Genomic DNA, 15559 nt, shown 5'->3' with positions numbered 1-15559 from the left:
ACAAGAAAATATGAAAACACGTATATTCTCTTATTTATATTTATTAGAGGGATGTATAGTTCTGATGGCATGCCTCTTTTTCCAGGCGTGTGATGATTCTAAACTTATACGAAGGGCAGACCCCCGGATTAATGTACAAGATGAACTGCTTGTCGAACCTTTGGGCTCACGCCAAGTTGTGAAATTCCGCTCTACTTATCCGTGGTATGCTGAGGCCTCCGATGGATGGATTAAATTATTGAAATATCGTGGGCAAGCTTTACTGCCGGACTCTATTATTGTAATGATTGATGATAATCCTGATATGGAGTCTCGTGAAGGCTGGATTGAAGTACGTTTAATGGACCAATTGTCTCAGCGCATTTTGGTAAAGCAAAGCGGACGGGGTACTTTGATAACCTTGGCGAAGAACTTGATTTATTTTAATGTGAATGGAGGTGAGACAATATTGGATGTCCATACTCATGTCGATTGGGATATAGATGTCCAATCCGTAGACGGATTTACTTTTACTAAAATAGACAAAAACCACTTGAAAGTAAAGGTCGCCAAGAATACTACAGGAGTAGAGCGGAGAAAAAAGGTTACTCTTGTCTCGGCGGTTGATAAGAATGTTAAGGGGCGGTTAGAAGTTGTCCAAACGAATGTTGAGAAGATGCTTTCCATCTCTTCTTCTGACGAAGAGAAAGATATTGTAGTGATTAAAGCTGGTAAAGAAGTGGAGATTCCGGTATCTTTAAATGTACAGTATGAGTGTATTGCTTCTGCTAATTGGATTAAAATAAACGAAACTCCTTCGTTTAGTGGGGATATTGTCCAAGATATTGTGGTAAAAGCCACAATAGAACCCAACACGGCAAAAGAAGAAAGAAACGCTTATATTTTAATAAGAGATCGGATTGATAATAATGTGTCGGATACACTGTATGTTTGTCAACGCGGAGTAAACCGGATAATATATGTGAAAGCAGGCTCTGTAGGCGATGGGAGCAGCTGGGAGAACGCGTTCGGTTCTATTGCTGACGGTATGGCTGCTTGCGATAACGATGGTGATATGGAGTTGTGGGTGGCTGAAGGCAACTATCAACTAACAGCTACTTTAAATAAGAAAGCAGTCAATGCCTATGGGGGATTTAAAGGAAATGAGAAAAAAGTCAAAGATCGCCCTAGTGGAAGTAAAGCAAGAATTATTGGCGGTCCTTTCAAAATGATGACTGCTTGGAATGCTCCCGTACATGGATGGTATTATATGGATGGATTTATTTTGACAGGAATGAATTGTAAGAACACCGATGTGGGCGGTTTGGAAATATATCGCCATCATGCTTTCCGTAATTGTATTATTCATGGGAATGCCTATGGCAAAAATCCGGGAGGATATTTTGAAAATACGAGGCTAGTGAATTGCTTGTTCTATGATAATGTTACTCAAAATGCAGCTCCGGTACAGATTAATAACACCGATTTATATAATGTAACATTTGTAAATAACCGCGGGGAAGGTTGGGCCAGTGCAGGAGGCATTCGCTGCACAGGCAGCAAATGTTCTTTATATAATACAGTGGTATGGGGTAATGTACACACCGGAGTTCCGGGGAATAATTTCACAAGGGTACAAATTCGGTTGGACTCTAATCAAAGCCATTTCATAAATTGTGCTGTACAGGACGGTTATGTCTTTAATGATGGGAAAAAACCAACTTCTGTAACCGGATGTATAACATTGAATCTCGATAACAATGCGTCCAACGGCCCTCTCTTTGTAGATGTGCCTTCTCGCAATTACCAGCTCCGACCTGCTTCTCCATTGATAGATGCAGGTTCTGATCAGGTTATCGAAAATCTCGGCTTGTTTAACGATATCATGTATGGCAGGCGTATTTGGGGAAAGACAGTCGACATAGGAGCATTCGAGTTTGAAAAAAAATGATAAACTGTTTAGGGATGGAGGAATGTGTCGTTTACTGCTTTCCTCCGTCTCATTAATTGAGAAAGAAAATAAGAGCATTTCTAATAGCGCTGATGGCATATTGATGTTACTCTCTACTACGGAATAGTGGTCGGGCGGACTGATTGACGAACACAAAGAGGGGCTCTTTTCTATTTAGGGCTCTAGGATTCGCAAAGGACGTTGGTGCTAGATAACACTTTTAGTTATCCTTCAAAGCATGATCCTGTATTCAGATAAGTTGCTTTTTAAAGTAGGAAGCAGTGGTAAAAAGAGATTGTTGATAAGTAAACTAAATAGGCTGTTTCTTGAAAGTAATGAACTTTATGCCGAAAAATGTTATAGTTTTGCTCTTTGTAAATAAAATAGACTGTTTTTGAGTATTTACCTAGTCGGCTGAGTGCCCAGCCAGGCTCAAAAGAAATAGGATTTATAAATGATAAAATTCTTTTTTAATTTTTGCGTGGGAGTAGGGGTGTTCATAGGGGGAGCTGGCAAAGCACAGCAGATTCTTCCTTATCGTAACCCTACTCTACCAGTTGAGGAGCGTGTAAGCGATTTGTTGGCTAGAATGACATTGGAAGAGAAAGTCGCACAAATCAGCCATTTGCATTCATGGCATATATTCGACGGGCAAAAACTGAATATGAGCAAATTACATGAAATATGTAACGGGAATGCATATGGCTTCTTCGAAGGATTTCCTCTAACAGCTACTAATTGTAGGGAGAATTTCCGTAAAATACAAACTTATCTGGTTGAAAACACCCGTCATGGAATTCCAGCTTTTTCTGTGGCAGAATCGCTTCACGGAGTAGTGCACGAAGGTGCGACGATTTATCCCCAAAATATCGCATTAGGCAGTACGTTTAATCCCGATTTGGCTTACCAAAAAGCGAAGCATATCGCAGGAGAACTGAACACGATGGGAATAAAGCAGGTTTTAGCTCCTTGCATCGATGTGGTTCGGGAATTACGTTGGGGGCGTGTAGAAGAGTCGTTTGGTGAAGATCCTTTTCTTTGTACACAGATGGGAATGGCGGAAGTAAAAGGATATATGGATCATGGAATTTCACCGATGCTGAAACACTATGGACCTCATGGGAACCCCTTAGGAGGATTGAACCTTGCTTCTGTGGAATGTGGCGTTCGGGATTTGTTCGACATTTATTTAAAACCTTTTGAGGAAATATTGACCAAGACACATTTGATGGCTGTCATGTCCAGTTACAATGCTTGGAACCGGATTCCGAATTCAGCATCCCGGTTTATGCTAACTGATATTCTCCGGAATAAATATGGGTTTCGTGGATATGTGTATTCCGATTGGGGGGTAATTGATATGTTGAAAGAATTTCACAAAACGGCCTTTGATGATTTCGAAGCAGCTTCTCAGGCCTTGTTAGCGGGGCTAGATGTAGAGGCTTCCAGTCGGTGTTATGCAGTACTACCGGATAAAATTCGTCAAGGAAAATTCGACGAGGAGAATGTCGACCAAGCTGTCAGGCGAGTATTACGAGCTAAATTTGAGTTGGGATTGTTTGAAGATCCTTATCAGGAGCAAGCTGTCTTCAAGCTTCCACTCCGTGCGAAAGAAAGTGTATTGCTTTCCAAACAAATAGCAGATGAATCAACTGTTTTGCTAAAAAATGAAAAGAGTTTTTTACCTTTGGATATTAATAAATTGAAATCTATCGCGGTGATTGGTCCGAATGCCGACCATGTCCAATTTGGCGATTACACCTGGAGTAAAAGAAAAGAAGATGGGGTGACCCCTCTTGAAGGCATTTGTCGGTTATCGGGCGGTAGGGTAAAAATCAATTATGCCAAGGGTTGCTCTCTGGCTTCATTGGACACTACCGGAATTGCCGAAGCTGTCGAGGCAGCTCGTCGGAGTGATGTTGCAATTGTTTTTGTAGGAAGTTCGAGTACTACATTTGTAAGACATAGCCCAAACCCTTCTACTTCCGGTGAAGGCATTGATTTGCATGACATATCTTTGACGGGTGTTCAAGAGCAACTTATCAAAGCAGTATATGCAGTTGGAAAGCCTGTAGTGGTAGTATTAGTGGCAGGTAAGCCTTTTGCTATTCCATGGGTGAAAAAGCACATTCCGGCTGTGTTGGCTCAATGGTATGCCGGTGAGCAGGAGGGGAATTCTATTGCTGACATCTTATTTGGGAAAGTGAACCCCTCGGGGCGGTTGACTTTCTCTTTCCCAAAAAGTACAGGGCATTTGCCTGCATACTATAATTATTTACCTACGGATAAGGGATATTATAAAGAACCTGGGAGTTATGAAAAGCCTGGAAGAGATTATGTTTTCTCAAGTCCGGAATCTTTATGGGCATTTGGCCATGGACTGAGTTATACTACGTTCGATTATCTACAAGGCTTTTCGGACAAGGATTTTTATCTCTCACATGATACAATAAAGGTGACAGTACGGTTAAAAAACTCAGGTAAACAGGCGGGAAAAGAAGTTGTTCAGATATATGTTCGCGATCTTTTCAGCACAGTGATGACTCCTGTGAAACAATTAAAAGGTTTTAAGAAAGTGGATCTTCAGCCGGGAGAAGTAAAAGAGGTTACGGTCAGTATACCTGTATGCGAACTCTTTTTGAGAAACGAGCAAGGTGAACATTATCTTGAGCCGGGCGATTTTGATATACAAGTGGGCAGCTCTTCCGACTGTATTTTTTTTCATATCCCCATATGTGTAGGCAAACGTTCGGCTTTATCCCGGAGAGTTGTTGAGAGAGAAGAAAGAAAACATCCTCATGGAAGAACTTTTTGGATAGAAGGAAGTGTAAGGGATGTACAGGGCACTCCTGTTTCCGGGGTAAAAATACAAACAGAAAGTAGTTTCGTGAGAGTGTCTACCAATACACATGGTTATTATAAGTTGAAAGTAAAAGCTGGCGATCGACTTATTTTTACAAAGAGTGGGTTTAAAACAAAGAAAGTAAAAGTAGAGAAATCGGGTCATGTCCATGTGCAAATGGTGAAAGGAGACTAAAGTCTTAGATGGTTTCATTATCCTTTGTAATATGTTTACTGAGACGTTTTCTGTATTAGTAGAATTTCTGATGGGACTATAAATATTTATTGTAAATGGAAAATCCGGGATTCCAAATGAGTTCCGTATTTTTTTATTTTATACATTTACACACTAGTGTCCCATTAAAATTGAGACACATTAAAAATTAAAGGTATAGTGTAAAATAAACGGTGTCACGCATTGTTTTTCCGCAAAAACTCATCGGTCGGGGAGCGGCCGGGGACAAGGGGCGAGACCACCCGTCCCGACGAACGTAAAATTATACACTTTTTAGGATAGTATCGTAAGCATTTGATGACACTGTCCAAGATTTTGTGTAAATGGAAACAGGATTCAGTTGTAAGTTTCTTCTTATATCTGGATTCTGTTTTCAAACATAAGTATAAATTGGTTCATAATCAAGCCCCAGTTATGAATAGGCTGTGTCCATTTTTTCTCAATCTCCATAAGTGAAAGATACACGGTCTTTTTTACGGCATTGCATATTCCGGCGGATACCCGTTCAACCTTTCCGGTGATATCCGTTCAGTCCCCAGTTAGTATTCAGTGTCGTTGGCAAAGTTAATACTTCTTTCTTAGACTTTCTCCCGATAGACTAATTTTAATGGCCTTATGCACGATTCTGTCCAGACAGGCTTCTGCAATCAGTTCACTTTGGAACACGTCATACCAGTCCGCAACGTGAAGCTGGCCGGTCAGGATGAGTGCCTTCCTGTTGTACCTGTCATCTATAATCTGTTCAAAGTCATGTTGTATCCGGCCGCCAAGCTTGACCATCCCAAAGTCATCGATAATCAGGAGGTCATGTGCATTCAGCTTGCGGAAGAAGTTGGTTTCAAGTACTTCTAACTTGGTATTGAATTGGGTCTGTTTGCCGTTAATCGTAATACGGGCATGAATGGGTACTAAAATAGAGTATAGACAAATCACGTCAAAAGTAAGCCATTTTCCGACAATCGTACCCCTAATCGTTTTTTGGGGAAGGGGGTACGATTTGGATACTCAACCGTGTCTTTTCGTGACCCTTTTCTGTCTTTCAGGCAAGATGGAAACATAAAAAAAGTCCTACAATACGTTGATATTGTAAGACTTGTCTCTTTATTTGTTTTGCGTTTGTTTTTTGTGATCCGCCTGGGGCTCGAACCCAGGACCCCAACATTAAAAGTGTTGTGCTCTACCTGCTGAGCTAGCGAATCAATCTTATTGCTTTTCTTTCAAAATGCGGGTGCAAAGGTAGGACATTTTCTGAGAATTCCAAAACTTTTCAAACATTTTTCATATCTTTGTGGCATTATCAACAATATACAATTTTAATATATGGCTGACGATAAAAAAATTATCTTCTCAATGGTGGGGGTGAGCAAAGCGTTCCAACCAAATAAAAATGTGTTGAAAGACATTTACTTGTCGTTCTTCTATGGAGCGAAGATCGGTATCATAGGTCTGAATGGATCGGGAAAATCTACATTACTGAAGATTATTGCCGGTTTGGAAAAGTCCTACCAGGGCGAGGTGGTTTTTTCACCGGGATATTCTGTAGGATACCTTGCCCAGGAACCTTATTTGGACGATACGAAAACAATAAAAGAAGTGGTGATGGAAGGCGTGCAACCGATTGTTGACGCGCTTGCGGAATATGAAGAGATAAATCAGAAGTTCGGCTTGCCTGAATATTATGAGGATCAAGATAAAATGGATGCTTTGTTTGCTCGTCAGGCTGAGTTGCAAGATATAATCGATGCCACGGATGCATGGAATCTGGACACTAAGTTGGAACGTGCAATGGATGCGCTTCGCTGTCCTCCTGAAGACCGGTCGGTGAAACATCTTTCGGGTGGAGAACGCCGTCGGGTAGCGCTTTGCCGACTGCTTTTGCAGAAACCGGATATACTGTTGCTGGATGAGCCTACCAACCATTTGGATGCGGAGTCTATCGATTGGCTCGAACAGCATTTGCAGCAGTATGAAGGAACGGTGATTGCCGTGACACACGACCGCTACTTCCTGGATCATGTTGCGGGATGGATTCTTGAACTTGACCGCGGTGAAGGTATCCCATGGAAGGGAAATTATTCTTCGTGGTTGGAGCAAAAGACAAAACGCATGGAGATGGAAGAGAAAACAGCCAGCAAACGCCGGAAGACTTTGGAACGAGAGCTGGAATGGGTGCGTATGGCTCCTAAAGCCCGTCAGGCAAAAGGTAAAGCTCGTTTGAACTCTTATGACAAATTGCTGAACGAGGATGTGAAAGAAAAGGAAGAGAGGCTGGAAATCTTCATTCCTAACGGACCGCGTCTTGGAAATAAGGTTATTGAAGCGAAGAACGTAGCGAAAGCTTATGGCGATAAGCTATTGTTTGACGACTTGAACTTCATGCTTCCCCCCAATGGCATCGTAGGAGTAATCGGTCCGAACGGTGCGGGTAAGACAACGCTTTTCCGTTTAATAATGGGAATGGAAACTGTAGATAAAGGTGAGTTTGAAGTAGGAGAGACAGTTAAGGTAGCCTATGTAGACCAACAGCATAAGGATATCGACCCGAACAAGAGTGTCTATCAGGTAATCTCCGGAGGTAACGAATTGTTGCGTATGGGCGGTCGCGACATCAATGCCCGCGCTTACTTGTCGCGCTTTAATTTTTCCGGAGCTGATCAGGAAAAACTATGCGGAGTACTTTCCGGCGGTGAGCGTAACCGTTTGCATCTGGCGATGGCATTGAAAGAAGAAGGAAACGTTTTGTTGCTTGATGAGCCGACCAATGATATCGACGTAAACACATTGCGTGCTCTCGAAGAGGGTCTGGAAGATTTTGCCGGTTGTGCCGTCGTAATTTCTCACGACCGTTGGTTCCTCGACCGTATTTGTACACATATTCTGGCATTCGAGGGAGATTCGAACGTGTTCTATTTCGAAGGTTCTTACTCGGAATATGAAGAAAACAAGATGAAACGTCTGGGTAATGAAGAACCTAAACGCATGCGTTACAGAAAGCTGATGACAGATTAAGGGTTTGTTTTTTTACTATCTTCGTTATCAAGGAAGAAAACAATGGGGCTGTCTCAAATTTGAAAAATGAGACGGCCCTACTAATATTGAAACAAATAGGCTCAATGAAGATAGGCCCTGTAGAACGTGCGGCGAGGGTTTTGATGAGTTGAAACAAATAGGCTCTTGCTTCGGCCTTAATTTCCAATCACTATAAAGCTAAAACAAGGAGAGTTATCTCGAAGGACTTCAATCTTTTAAGATTCTCGACTTTCAATTTCTATTTTGAGTGAAGCTTTTTCTATTCGTGTCACAAAATGTTTATCTCTCTAAAATAATGTAGCATAAATGCAATGTGATTCTAAATAATATTAATTACTTTTGCGGGAAATTTATTGTCTATTATATAGTATTAACAAACCGATTACATTATGCAAGGAAGAATCCGATCTTTTTTCTTAGTAGCGATGCTAATGCTTTTTGCTACTGCCGGTGCTCAAGTCACAACTTCGAGTATGAGTGGTAAAGTCTCAGCACAGGATGAGTCAATTATTGGGGCAACGATCATCGCCATTCACGAACCGTCGGGAACCCGCTATGGAACTGTGACTAATGCCAGCGGGCAATTCAATCTACAGGGTATGCGTACAGGAGGTCCGTATAAAGTAGAGATTTCCTATGTCGGCTACCAAACAGCTATTTATACAGGAGTTAACCTCTCCTTGGGAGAAAACTATGTGTTGAATATTTCTTTAAAGGAAAGTTCCGAGTTGCTCGACGAGGTTACAGTAACGGCACAAAGAACCGTGGAGAAAATGGGGACGGTGACTAATGTAAGTGAGCGTCAGCTTACTACGCTGCCGACTATTAATCGAAGCATTACCGATTTTACCAAGCTTTCTCCTTATGCCGGAGGGAGTAACTCTTTTGCAGGACGTGACGGGCGATATAATACAATTACTATTGATGGGGCGGCCTTAAATAACAATTTCGGTTTAAGTTCGAGAAATATGCCGGGCGGAGATGCTCAGCCTATTTCTCTTGATGCTATTGACGAAATAAGCGTGAATGTATCTCCTTATAACGTTACATATTCGAATTTTACCGGAGCCTCTATTAATGCGGTTACAAAAAGCGGTACGAATAATATAAAAGGAACCGCTTATACTTATCAGAAGCCTAAAAAATTCATCGGAAAATCTATTAATGGCGTCGATGTGCCTAATGTGAAAAGCTACCGGTCGAGCATGTACGGGTTTACGTTAGGAGCGCCGATCGTGAAAGACAAACTGTTTTTCTTTGTGAACGCCGAATTGGAGAACAGAACCTCTCCGGGTATATTGTGGACTCCAAATAAAGAAAACAATGGCAGCGGCGATAATAAAATGCATATCTCCAGAACTTGGATAGGCGATTTGAAAACAGTCAGCGATTTTGTACGCAACACATATGGCTATGATCCCGGAAATTATGAAAAGTTTGACGACTTTGAAAGTAAGAACTGGAAGATAATGGCCCGTATGGACTGGAACATTAATAAAGCGCACAAATTGTCTTTGCGTTTCAATACCGTGAAGTCTGAGAATGACGCCAGCATCAGTTCGACTTCTTCTGTCATTACAAATACGAATTCGAAACGTTACGGAGTCGATGCTTTTGCATTTGGCAATTCCAACTATGGTTTCAAAAACATTGTTACTTCTCTTTCCGGAGAGTTGAACAGTATTTTGTCTGCCACCGTACAGAACAAGCTGTTGATGACTTATACGCATATTCGTGATACCCGTAATACCAAAGGAGATCCGTTCCCGATGGTGGACATATATAAGGACAATAAGCAATATATGACATTGGGTACGGAATTGTTTACGCCTTTTAATAATGTGGAAAACAATGTGTTTACTATTACTGATAATGTGACTATCAATAAGAGAAACCATTTGATAACAGCCGGAGCCACTTTTGAAAGACAATATTTCATGAACTCTTATTTACGTGCTCCATACGGGTATTACCGTTATGCGTCGATGACGGATTTTATGGAAAACAAACTGCCAACCTTGTATGGCATTACTTATGGATACCACGGAAAGGATGCGCCGGGAGCAGAACTTACATTCGGAATGCTTGGAGCTTACGCTCAGGATGAATATTCGATTATGCCAAACTTTAAGCTGACTTACGGCCTTCGTTTTGATTTGCCTATTTATTTTGACGATATGGCAGAAAACGAAGCAATTAAGAAAGAGTCATTCAATAATACGCATGTGGATGTATCTAAGTGGCCGAAAAGCAGGTTGTTGGTTTCTCCCCGTTTGGGATTCAACTGGGATGTAAAGGGAGACCGTTCCATTGTATTGACCGGAGGAACGGGGCTGTTTACGGGATTGTTGCCTTTTGTATGGTTTACGAATCAGCCTACCAATGCAGGCCAGATGCAAAATATGGTCGAGTTCAAAAAGGCAGAATTACCGTCAGACTTTAGCTTTAATCCGAATTACAAAGAAACTCTTGGCAAATATCCTAATCTGTTCCCGACTTCTCCCGATAAAACCGTGCCCGGTTCTATCGCTTATGTCGATCCGAACTTTAAAATGCCTCAAGTGTGGCGCAGTAACGTAAATGCGGAATTCCAGTTGCCTTACGGGTTTATGCTTTCCGTAGGCGCCATGTATACGCGCGATGTCTATAATGTGGTTCAAAAAAACATAAACGAAAGCAATCATTCGGGGGTATATAACGAACAGCCGGGACGTGTGTATTGGGAAAACAATAAATATTACAGTAATGACAAAACGAAAACTGTTATCCAGCTGACTAATGGAGATGAAAAAGGATACCAGTATTCATTCAATGCGGTGTTGACGAAGAAATTCGATTTCGGTTTTACCGGTTCATTCGGTTATACATATACCATGGCCAAGGATATGACCGCCAATCCGGGCTCCTCTGCCGCTTCTGTATGGCAGAACAATGTGGCTGTCAATTCTTTGAACGATCCGGGCCTTTCTTATTCATTATTCTCTACTCCTCATCGTCTGATTGCCAATGCATCTTATGAGATAGCTTATGCAAATATGAAAACCACTGTATCTTTGTTCTATACCGGATATCAGCAGGGACGTTTTTCGTATACTTATTATAATGACATGAATGGTGACGGAAATTATTCCGATTTGATTTACGTGCCGGCTTCCAAAGATGAAATGAAGTTTGTTGATGTTAAGGATAAAAAGGGAAATGTTACCTATTTGGCAGCCGAACAGCAGGAGGATTTTTGGAATTATGTAACCAATGATTCTTATTTGAAAGAACGTAAAGGGAAATATGTTGAGCGTGCTGCGGCTTTAGAACCGTGGATTCATCGTTTCGACATGAAAATTGCCCAGGATTTCTATGCTAAAATAGGCGGTCGTAAATATGGGCTTCAAGTAAGTCTCGATATGCTGAACGTGGGCAATCTCTTCAATTCAAAATGGGGAGCTTATCGTTCATGCGGCTTGCAGAGCTATAACAATGTTCGACTTCTGAGAACAGCGAGTAAGGTAGGAGAGCCTCTTACTTACCAACTGAACGCTCCTTCGCGCGAAGAGTTTTTGAAGAATTCCAAATGGGATTATACGGCTTCTACAGGAAGTGCATGGCAGATACAACTGGGTGTTAAATTGACATTCTAAATTTGCATAGTATATTGAAAGGCTGTATCGGCAAGGTTGTTAAATTGCACCATTGTCGGTACAGCCTTTTTGTTGCTTCGTATTTCCATAAGACATATCCTGCAGATTGTTTAATCTACGAAAACAGCTTTATTGTATTTCGGGGCTGGCAGGGCGGATGTTATGGAATTTGTTGAACCCGAAAGGGATAGAATTTCGTCTGTTAGCGTTTTTTATCGTTAATATTTTAAGTGATATCTCTTCTCAGTTGTTTGTATAGATTCTTGAAACGATTAATTTGTAAGGTTCTTATCAGCAGGAAAAATAGATGCGGTCCTTATTTATCTTGGAACTTTTTTGTTATAAACGTCTATGAATTCATAGTTGGAGAGATAGTTGATAAGTTTTATTTATTGTTCTTTTTTGATTTTTTATTATTGAAACTTAATTTTAGTCGAAATTTAGTGGAAATAATAATTTATCTATAGCCTGTATTTTTATATTTTTTGTGTTCGCACACGAAGATAATTGTGGAAATATCTCTTTAATTCATGCTTATTTCCTCTCCAATCACATTATTATTTATTACTTTTGCGGGAAAATTATGAAACCATTATTTTATAATAGCACATGGCAAATGTAATAAAGTTACGCAAAGGCCTTGACATAAGCCTGAAAGGTAAAGCCGCTGAAGTGTATATGACTGTAAAAGAGCCGGGGTTTTATGCTCTCGTGCCCGATGATTTTACAGGAATAACGCCGAAAGTGGTGGTAAAAGAGCAGGAATATGTAATGGCCGGTGGACCCTTGTTTATCGACAAGTATCATCCTGAATTGAAATTTGTATCGCCTGTTAGCGGTATAGTGACAAGTGTGGAGCGGGGTGCTCGCCGTAAAGTTTTGAACATTGTGGTGGAGGCCGCAGCCGAACAGGATTATCTGGAGTTCGGTAAGAAAAGAGTGGAAACGATGGATGCCGAAGCTGTGAAAAACACATTGTTGGAAGCCGGTCTTTTCGCCTTTATCAAGCAACGGCCGTATGACGTTATAGCTGATCCCACAATCTCTCCGAAAGCAATTTTTATTTCAGCTTTCGATACCAACCCCTTGGCTCCCGATTTTGAATTTGCACTTCAGGGTGAAGAAAGAAACTTCCAGACAGGACTTGATGCTCTTGCTAAATTGGCTAAAACTTATTTGAGTATTAGTGTAAATCAAAAGGCGACAGCTTTGACCGCAGCAAAGAATGTAACTATTACTTCATTCGAAGGACCTAATCCGGCAGGAAATGTAGGAGTGCAAATTAATCACATCGATCCGATTTCCAAAGGAGAGACGGTATGGACAATAGATCCGCAGGCGGTTATTTTTATCGGACGGGTATTTAATACCGGTCGTGTAGACTTTACCCGTACAGTCGCTGTAACAGGCTCTGAAGTGTTGAAATCTGCTTATTGCAAGCTTCGGGTAGGTGCATTGCTTACTAACGTATTTGCCGGAAACGTAGTGCAAGATAAATGCCTGCGCTATATCAGCGGAAATGTGCTGACAGGGAAACAAGTTTCTTCGAATGGATTTCTTGGAGCATTTCATAGTCAACTCACTGTTATTCCTGAAGGAGACGATACGCACGAAATGTTAGGTTGGATTATGCCCCGCTGTAATCAGTTCAGCGCCAACCATTCTTATTTCAGTTGGCTCACGAGAAAGAAAGAGTATATACTTGATGCTCGTATCAAAGGAGGTGAACGTCACATGATTATGTCCGGCGAATACGATAAAGTACTTCCGATGGATATTCTCCCGGAGTTTCTTATTAAAGCAATTATTGCAGGAGACATTGATCGTATGGAAGCATTGGGTATTTACGAAGTTGCACCCGAAGATTTTGCTGTTTGCGAGTTTGTTTGCTCATCGAAAATGGAGTTGCAACGTATCGTTCGTGTCGGGTTGGATATGCTCAGAGCTGAAATGACATAAACGGAGCAACTTCATGCGACAGATTGTTAATTGTTAATTGTAAAATAGTAATTATATTAATGAAAGCGTTAAGAAAATATCTCGATAAGATAAAGCCGAACTTTGAGGAGGGAGGCAAACTCCACGCATTCCATTCGGTGTTCGACGGCTTCGAAACATTTTTGTTCGTGCCTAATAGGACTGCGAAAGTGGGAACGCATATTCACGACGCGATCGACAGCAAACGTATCATGTCGATTGTAGTCATTTCGTTAATTCCGGCCTTATTGTTCGGTATGTACAACGTAGGTTACCAACATTTCACACATACCGGAATTTCCGGAAACTTTCTGGATATGTTTGGTTACGGGTTCTTGGCAGTATTGCCCAAAATCATTGTTTCTTATGCAGTGGGGCTTGGCATTGAATTTATAGTAGCTCAATGGAAGAAAGAAGAGATACAGGAAGGTTTTCTTGTGTCCGGTATTCTTATTCCCATGATCATTCCGGTAGACTGCCCTTTATGGATGCTTGCCGTAGCGACAGCTTTTTCGGTAATCTTTGCTAAAGAAGTATTCGGTGGTACCGGTATGAATATTTTCAATGTGGCTTTAATTACTCGTGCCTTCCTGTTTTTTGCTTATCCTACTAAAATGTCCGGCGATCTTGTTTGGGTATCAGGCGAACGTATCTTAGGTTTAGGGCAAAGTGTGGACGGTCTTACAGTGGCTACCCCTCTGGGACAAGCTGCAACTACGGGTGCCATTCCTGCATTTAATATGGATATGGTAACCGGATTTATTCCCGGTTCTATCGGAGAAACAAGTGTAATTGCTATCCTGATTGGAGCTGTTATTCTTTTATGGACCGGTATTGCAAGCTGGAAAACAATGTTTTCTGTTTTTGCAGGTGGAGCATTCATGGCTTTAATCTTTAATCTGATTGGCCCGGATACGGCAATGGCACAGATGCCTTGGTATCAGCATCTGGTTTTGGGTGGATTCTGTTTCGGTGCCGTATTTATGGCTACCGATCCTGTTACTTCTGCCCGTACCGAACAAGGTAAGTTTATTTTCGGCTTACTCATCGGTATGATGGCAATTGTCATTCGTGTATTGAATCCGGGTTATCCCGAAGGTATGATGCTTGCTATTTTATTGATGAACATATTCGCTCCTCTAATCGACTATTGCGTAATGCAGAACAATATTAGCCGCCGTGAGAAGCGTGCACTTAAGTCTAACCAATAAAAAATACCGAATAAAATGAATACTAATAGTAATAAGTATACAATCATTTATGCTTCGGTAATGGTAATTATCGTTGCATTCCTTCTGGCGTTCGTCAGCTCTGCGCTGAAATCGCGGCAAGATAAAAATGTCCAGCTGGATACGAAGAAACAGATTCTTGCTGCTTTGAACATCAAGGATGTGAAAGATGCAGATGCGGAATATGACAAATATGTGCAGGCGGATATGTTAATGGGTGAAGATGGTATATTGACTGAAAACACCGGCGAGTTTGCTTCCAACTATGAGAAAGAAGCAAAAGAAGAAGGGCGTTTACACTTGTTTGTATGTAATATCGATGGCCAGACAAAATATGTATTTCCGGTTTATGGGGCCGGTCTTTGGGGAGCCATTTGGGGATATGTTGCTTTGAATGAGGATAAGAACACTGTTTACGGGACTTATTTCTCGCATGCAAGTGAAACTCCGGGATTGGGTGCTGAAATTGCTACAGATTGGTTCCAGAAACAATTTGAAGGAAAGAAAGCCTTAAAGAACGGTGAAATAGCATTGGGTGTAGAGAAGAATGGAAAAGTAGAAAACCCCGAATCTCAAGTAGATGGTATTTCGGGTGGAACCATTACATCAAAAGGAGTAGATGCCATGTTGAAGGACTGTCTGAAAAGTTATGTCAAATTTTTAACTAAAGAATAAGGAGGAA

General features: G+C 41.2%; 8 protein-coding genes, 1 tRNA gene and 1 pseudogene. 7 read left to right on the top strand and 3 right to left on the bottom strand.

From position 1 onward, the window contains the following. Positions 1-10: 10 nt before the first annotated feature. Both GGR07_RS04725 and GGR07_RS04720 read left to right on the top strand, forming a co-directional pair. Positions 11-1930 carry a choice-of-anchor Q domain-containing protein gene (locus GGR07_RS04725; RefSeq protein WP_034542370.1) on the top strand — a complete coding sequence of 640 codons (1920 nt, stop codon included), beginning with the start codon at positions 11-13 and terminating at the stop codon, positions 1928-1930. Between the two features lie 454 nt (positions 1931-2384). Further along, positions 2385-4967 (top strand): glycoside hydrolase family 3 N-terminal domain-containing protein, encoded by a 2583-nt coding sequence (locus tag GGR07_RS04720; protein ID WP_021645101.1) that lies wholly within the window; start codon positions 2385-2387, stop codon positions 4965-4967. A gap of 393 nt (positions 4968-5360) precedes the next feature. Here GGR07_RS04720 and GGR07_RS14055 read toward each other — a convergent pair. The 3 genes and pseudogenes from GGR07_RS14055 to GGR07_RS04710 form a co-directional block, all read right to left on the bottom strand. After that, positions 5361-5489, bottom strand: a pseudogene (locus tag GGR07_RS14055) (IS256 family transposase); the annotation flags it as partial. Between the two features lie 81 nt (positions 5490-5570). Continuing rightward, entirely contained in the window at positions 5571-5786 is a 216-nt protein-coding gene (locus GGR07_RS04715) for an ATP-binding protein (RefSeq protein WP_256680622.1), read from the bottom strand. 346 nt (positions 5787-6132) lie between these two features. Beyond that, positions 6133-6205, bottom strand: a tRNA-Lys gene (locus GGR07_RS04710). 121 nt (positions 6206-6326) lie between these two features. Here GGR07_RS04710 and ettA point away from each other — a divergent pair. From ettA to GGR07_RS04685, 5 genes are all read left to right on the top strand, one after another. Next, complete coding sequence (gene ettA / locus GGR07_RS04705; protein ID WP_021645099.1) at positions 6327-8015, top strand: energy-dependent translational throttle protein EttA; 1689 nt, start codon at positions 6327-6329, stop codon at positions 8013-8015. Between the two features lie 410 nt (positions 8016-8425). Continuing rightward, positions 8426-11671, top strand: a complete 3246-nt coding sequence (locus tag GGR07_RS04700) for a TonB-dependent receptor (protein ID WP_021645098.1) — start codon at positions 8426-8428, stop codon at positions 11669-11671. 609 nt (positions 11672-12280) lie between these two features. Continuing rightward, positions 12281-13630, top strand: coding sequence for a Na(+)-translocating NADH-quinone reductase subunit A (locus tag GGR07_RS04695; RefSeq protein WP_021645096.1), 1350 nt, complete (start codon positions 12281-12283; stop codon positions 13628-13630). 59 nt (positions 13631-13689) lie between these two features. Then, the gene (locus GGR07_RS04690; RefSeq protein WP_021645095.1) at positions 13690-14859 is read left to right on the top strand and encodes an NADH:ubiquinone reductase (Na(+)-transporting) subunit B; all 1170 of its coding nucleotides are present in this window, start codon (positions 13690-13692) and stop codon (positions 14857-14859) included. A gap of 15 nt (positions 14860-14874) precedes the next feature. Beyond that, positions 14875-15552 carry a Na(+)-translocating NADH-quinone reductase subunit C gene (locus GGR07_RS04685; protein WP_021645094.1) on the top strand — a complete coding sequence of 226 codons (678 nt, stop codon included), beginning with the start codon at positions 14875-14877 and terminating at the stop codon, positions 15550-15552. Positions 15553-15559: the final 7 nt, after the last annotated feature.

The sequence above is a fragment of the Bacteroides pyogenes genome (assembly GCF_014196225.1).
GTDB lineage: Bacteria > Bacteroidota > Bacteroidia > Bacteroidales > Bacteroidaceae > Bacteroides > Bacteroides pyogenes_A.
Note: the sequence above shows the minus strand (reverse complement) of the source record. Positions and strands in the feature narration are given on the sequence as shown.

What these genes read in the sequence shown, in the direction of transcription:
- GGR07_RS04720 (WP_021645101.1), top strand. Translation starts at nt 2,385, where the DNA reads ATGATAAAATTCTTTTTTAATTTTTGCGTGGGAGTAGGGGTGTTCATA.
- GGR07_RS04695 (WP_021645096.1), top strand. Translation starts at nt 12,281, where the DNA reads ATGGCAAATGTAATAAAGTTACGCAAAGGCCTTGACATAAGCCTGAAA.
- GGR07_RS04690 (WP_021645095.1), top strand. Translation starts at nt 13,690, where the DNA reads ATGAAAGCGTTAAGAAAATATCTCGATAAGATAAAGCCGAACTTTGAG.
- ettA (WP_021645099.1), top strand. Translation starts at nt 6,327, where the DNA reads ATGGCTGACGATAAAAAAATTATCTTCTCAATGGTGGGGGTGAGCAAA.
- GGR07_RS04725 (WP_034542370.1), top strand. Translation starts at nt 11, where the DNA reads ATGAAAACACGTATATTCTCTTATTTATATTTATTAGAGGGATGTATA.
- GGR07_RS04685 (WP_021645094.1), top strand. Translation starts at nt 14,875, where the DNA reads ATGAATACTAATAGTAATAAGTATACAATCATTTATGCTTCGGTAATG.
- GGR07_RS04715 (WP_256680622.1), bottom strand. Translation starts at nt 5,786, where the DNA reads ATGGTCAAGCTTGGCGGCCGGATACAACATGACTTTGAACAGATTATA.
- GGR07_RS04700 (WP_021645098.1), top strand. Translation starts at nt 8,426, where the DNA reads ATGCAAGGAAGAATCCGATCTTTTTTCTTAGTAGCGATGCTAATGCTT.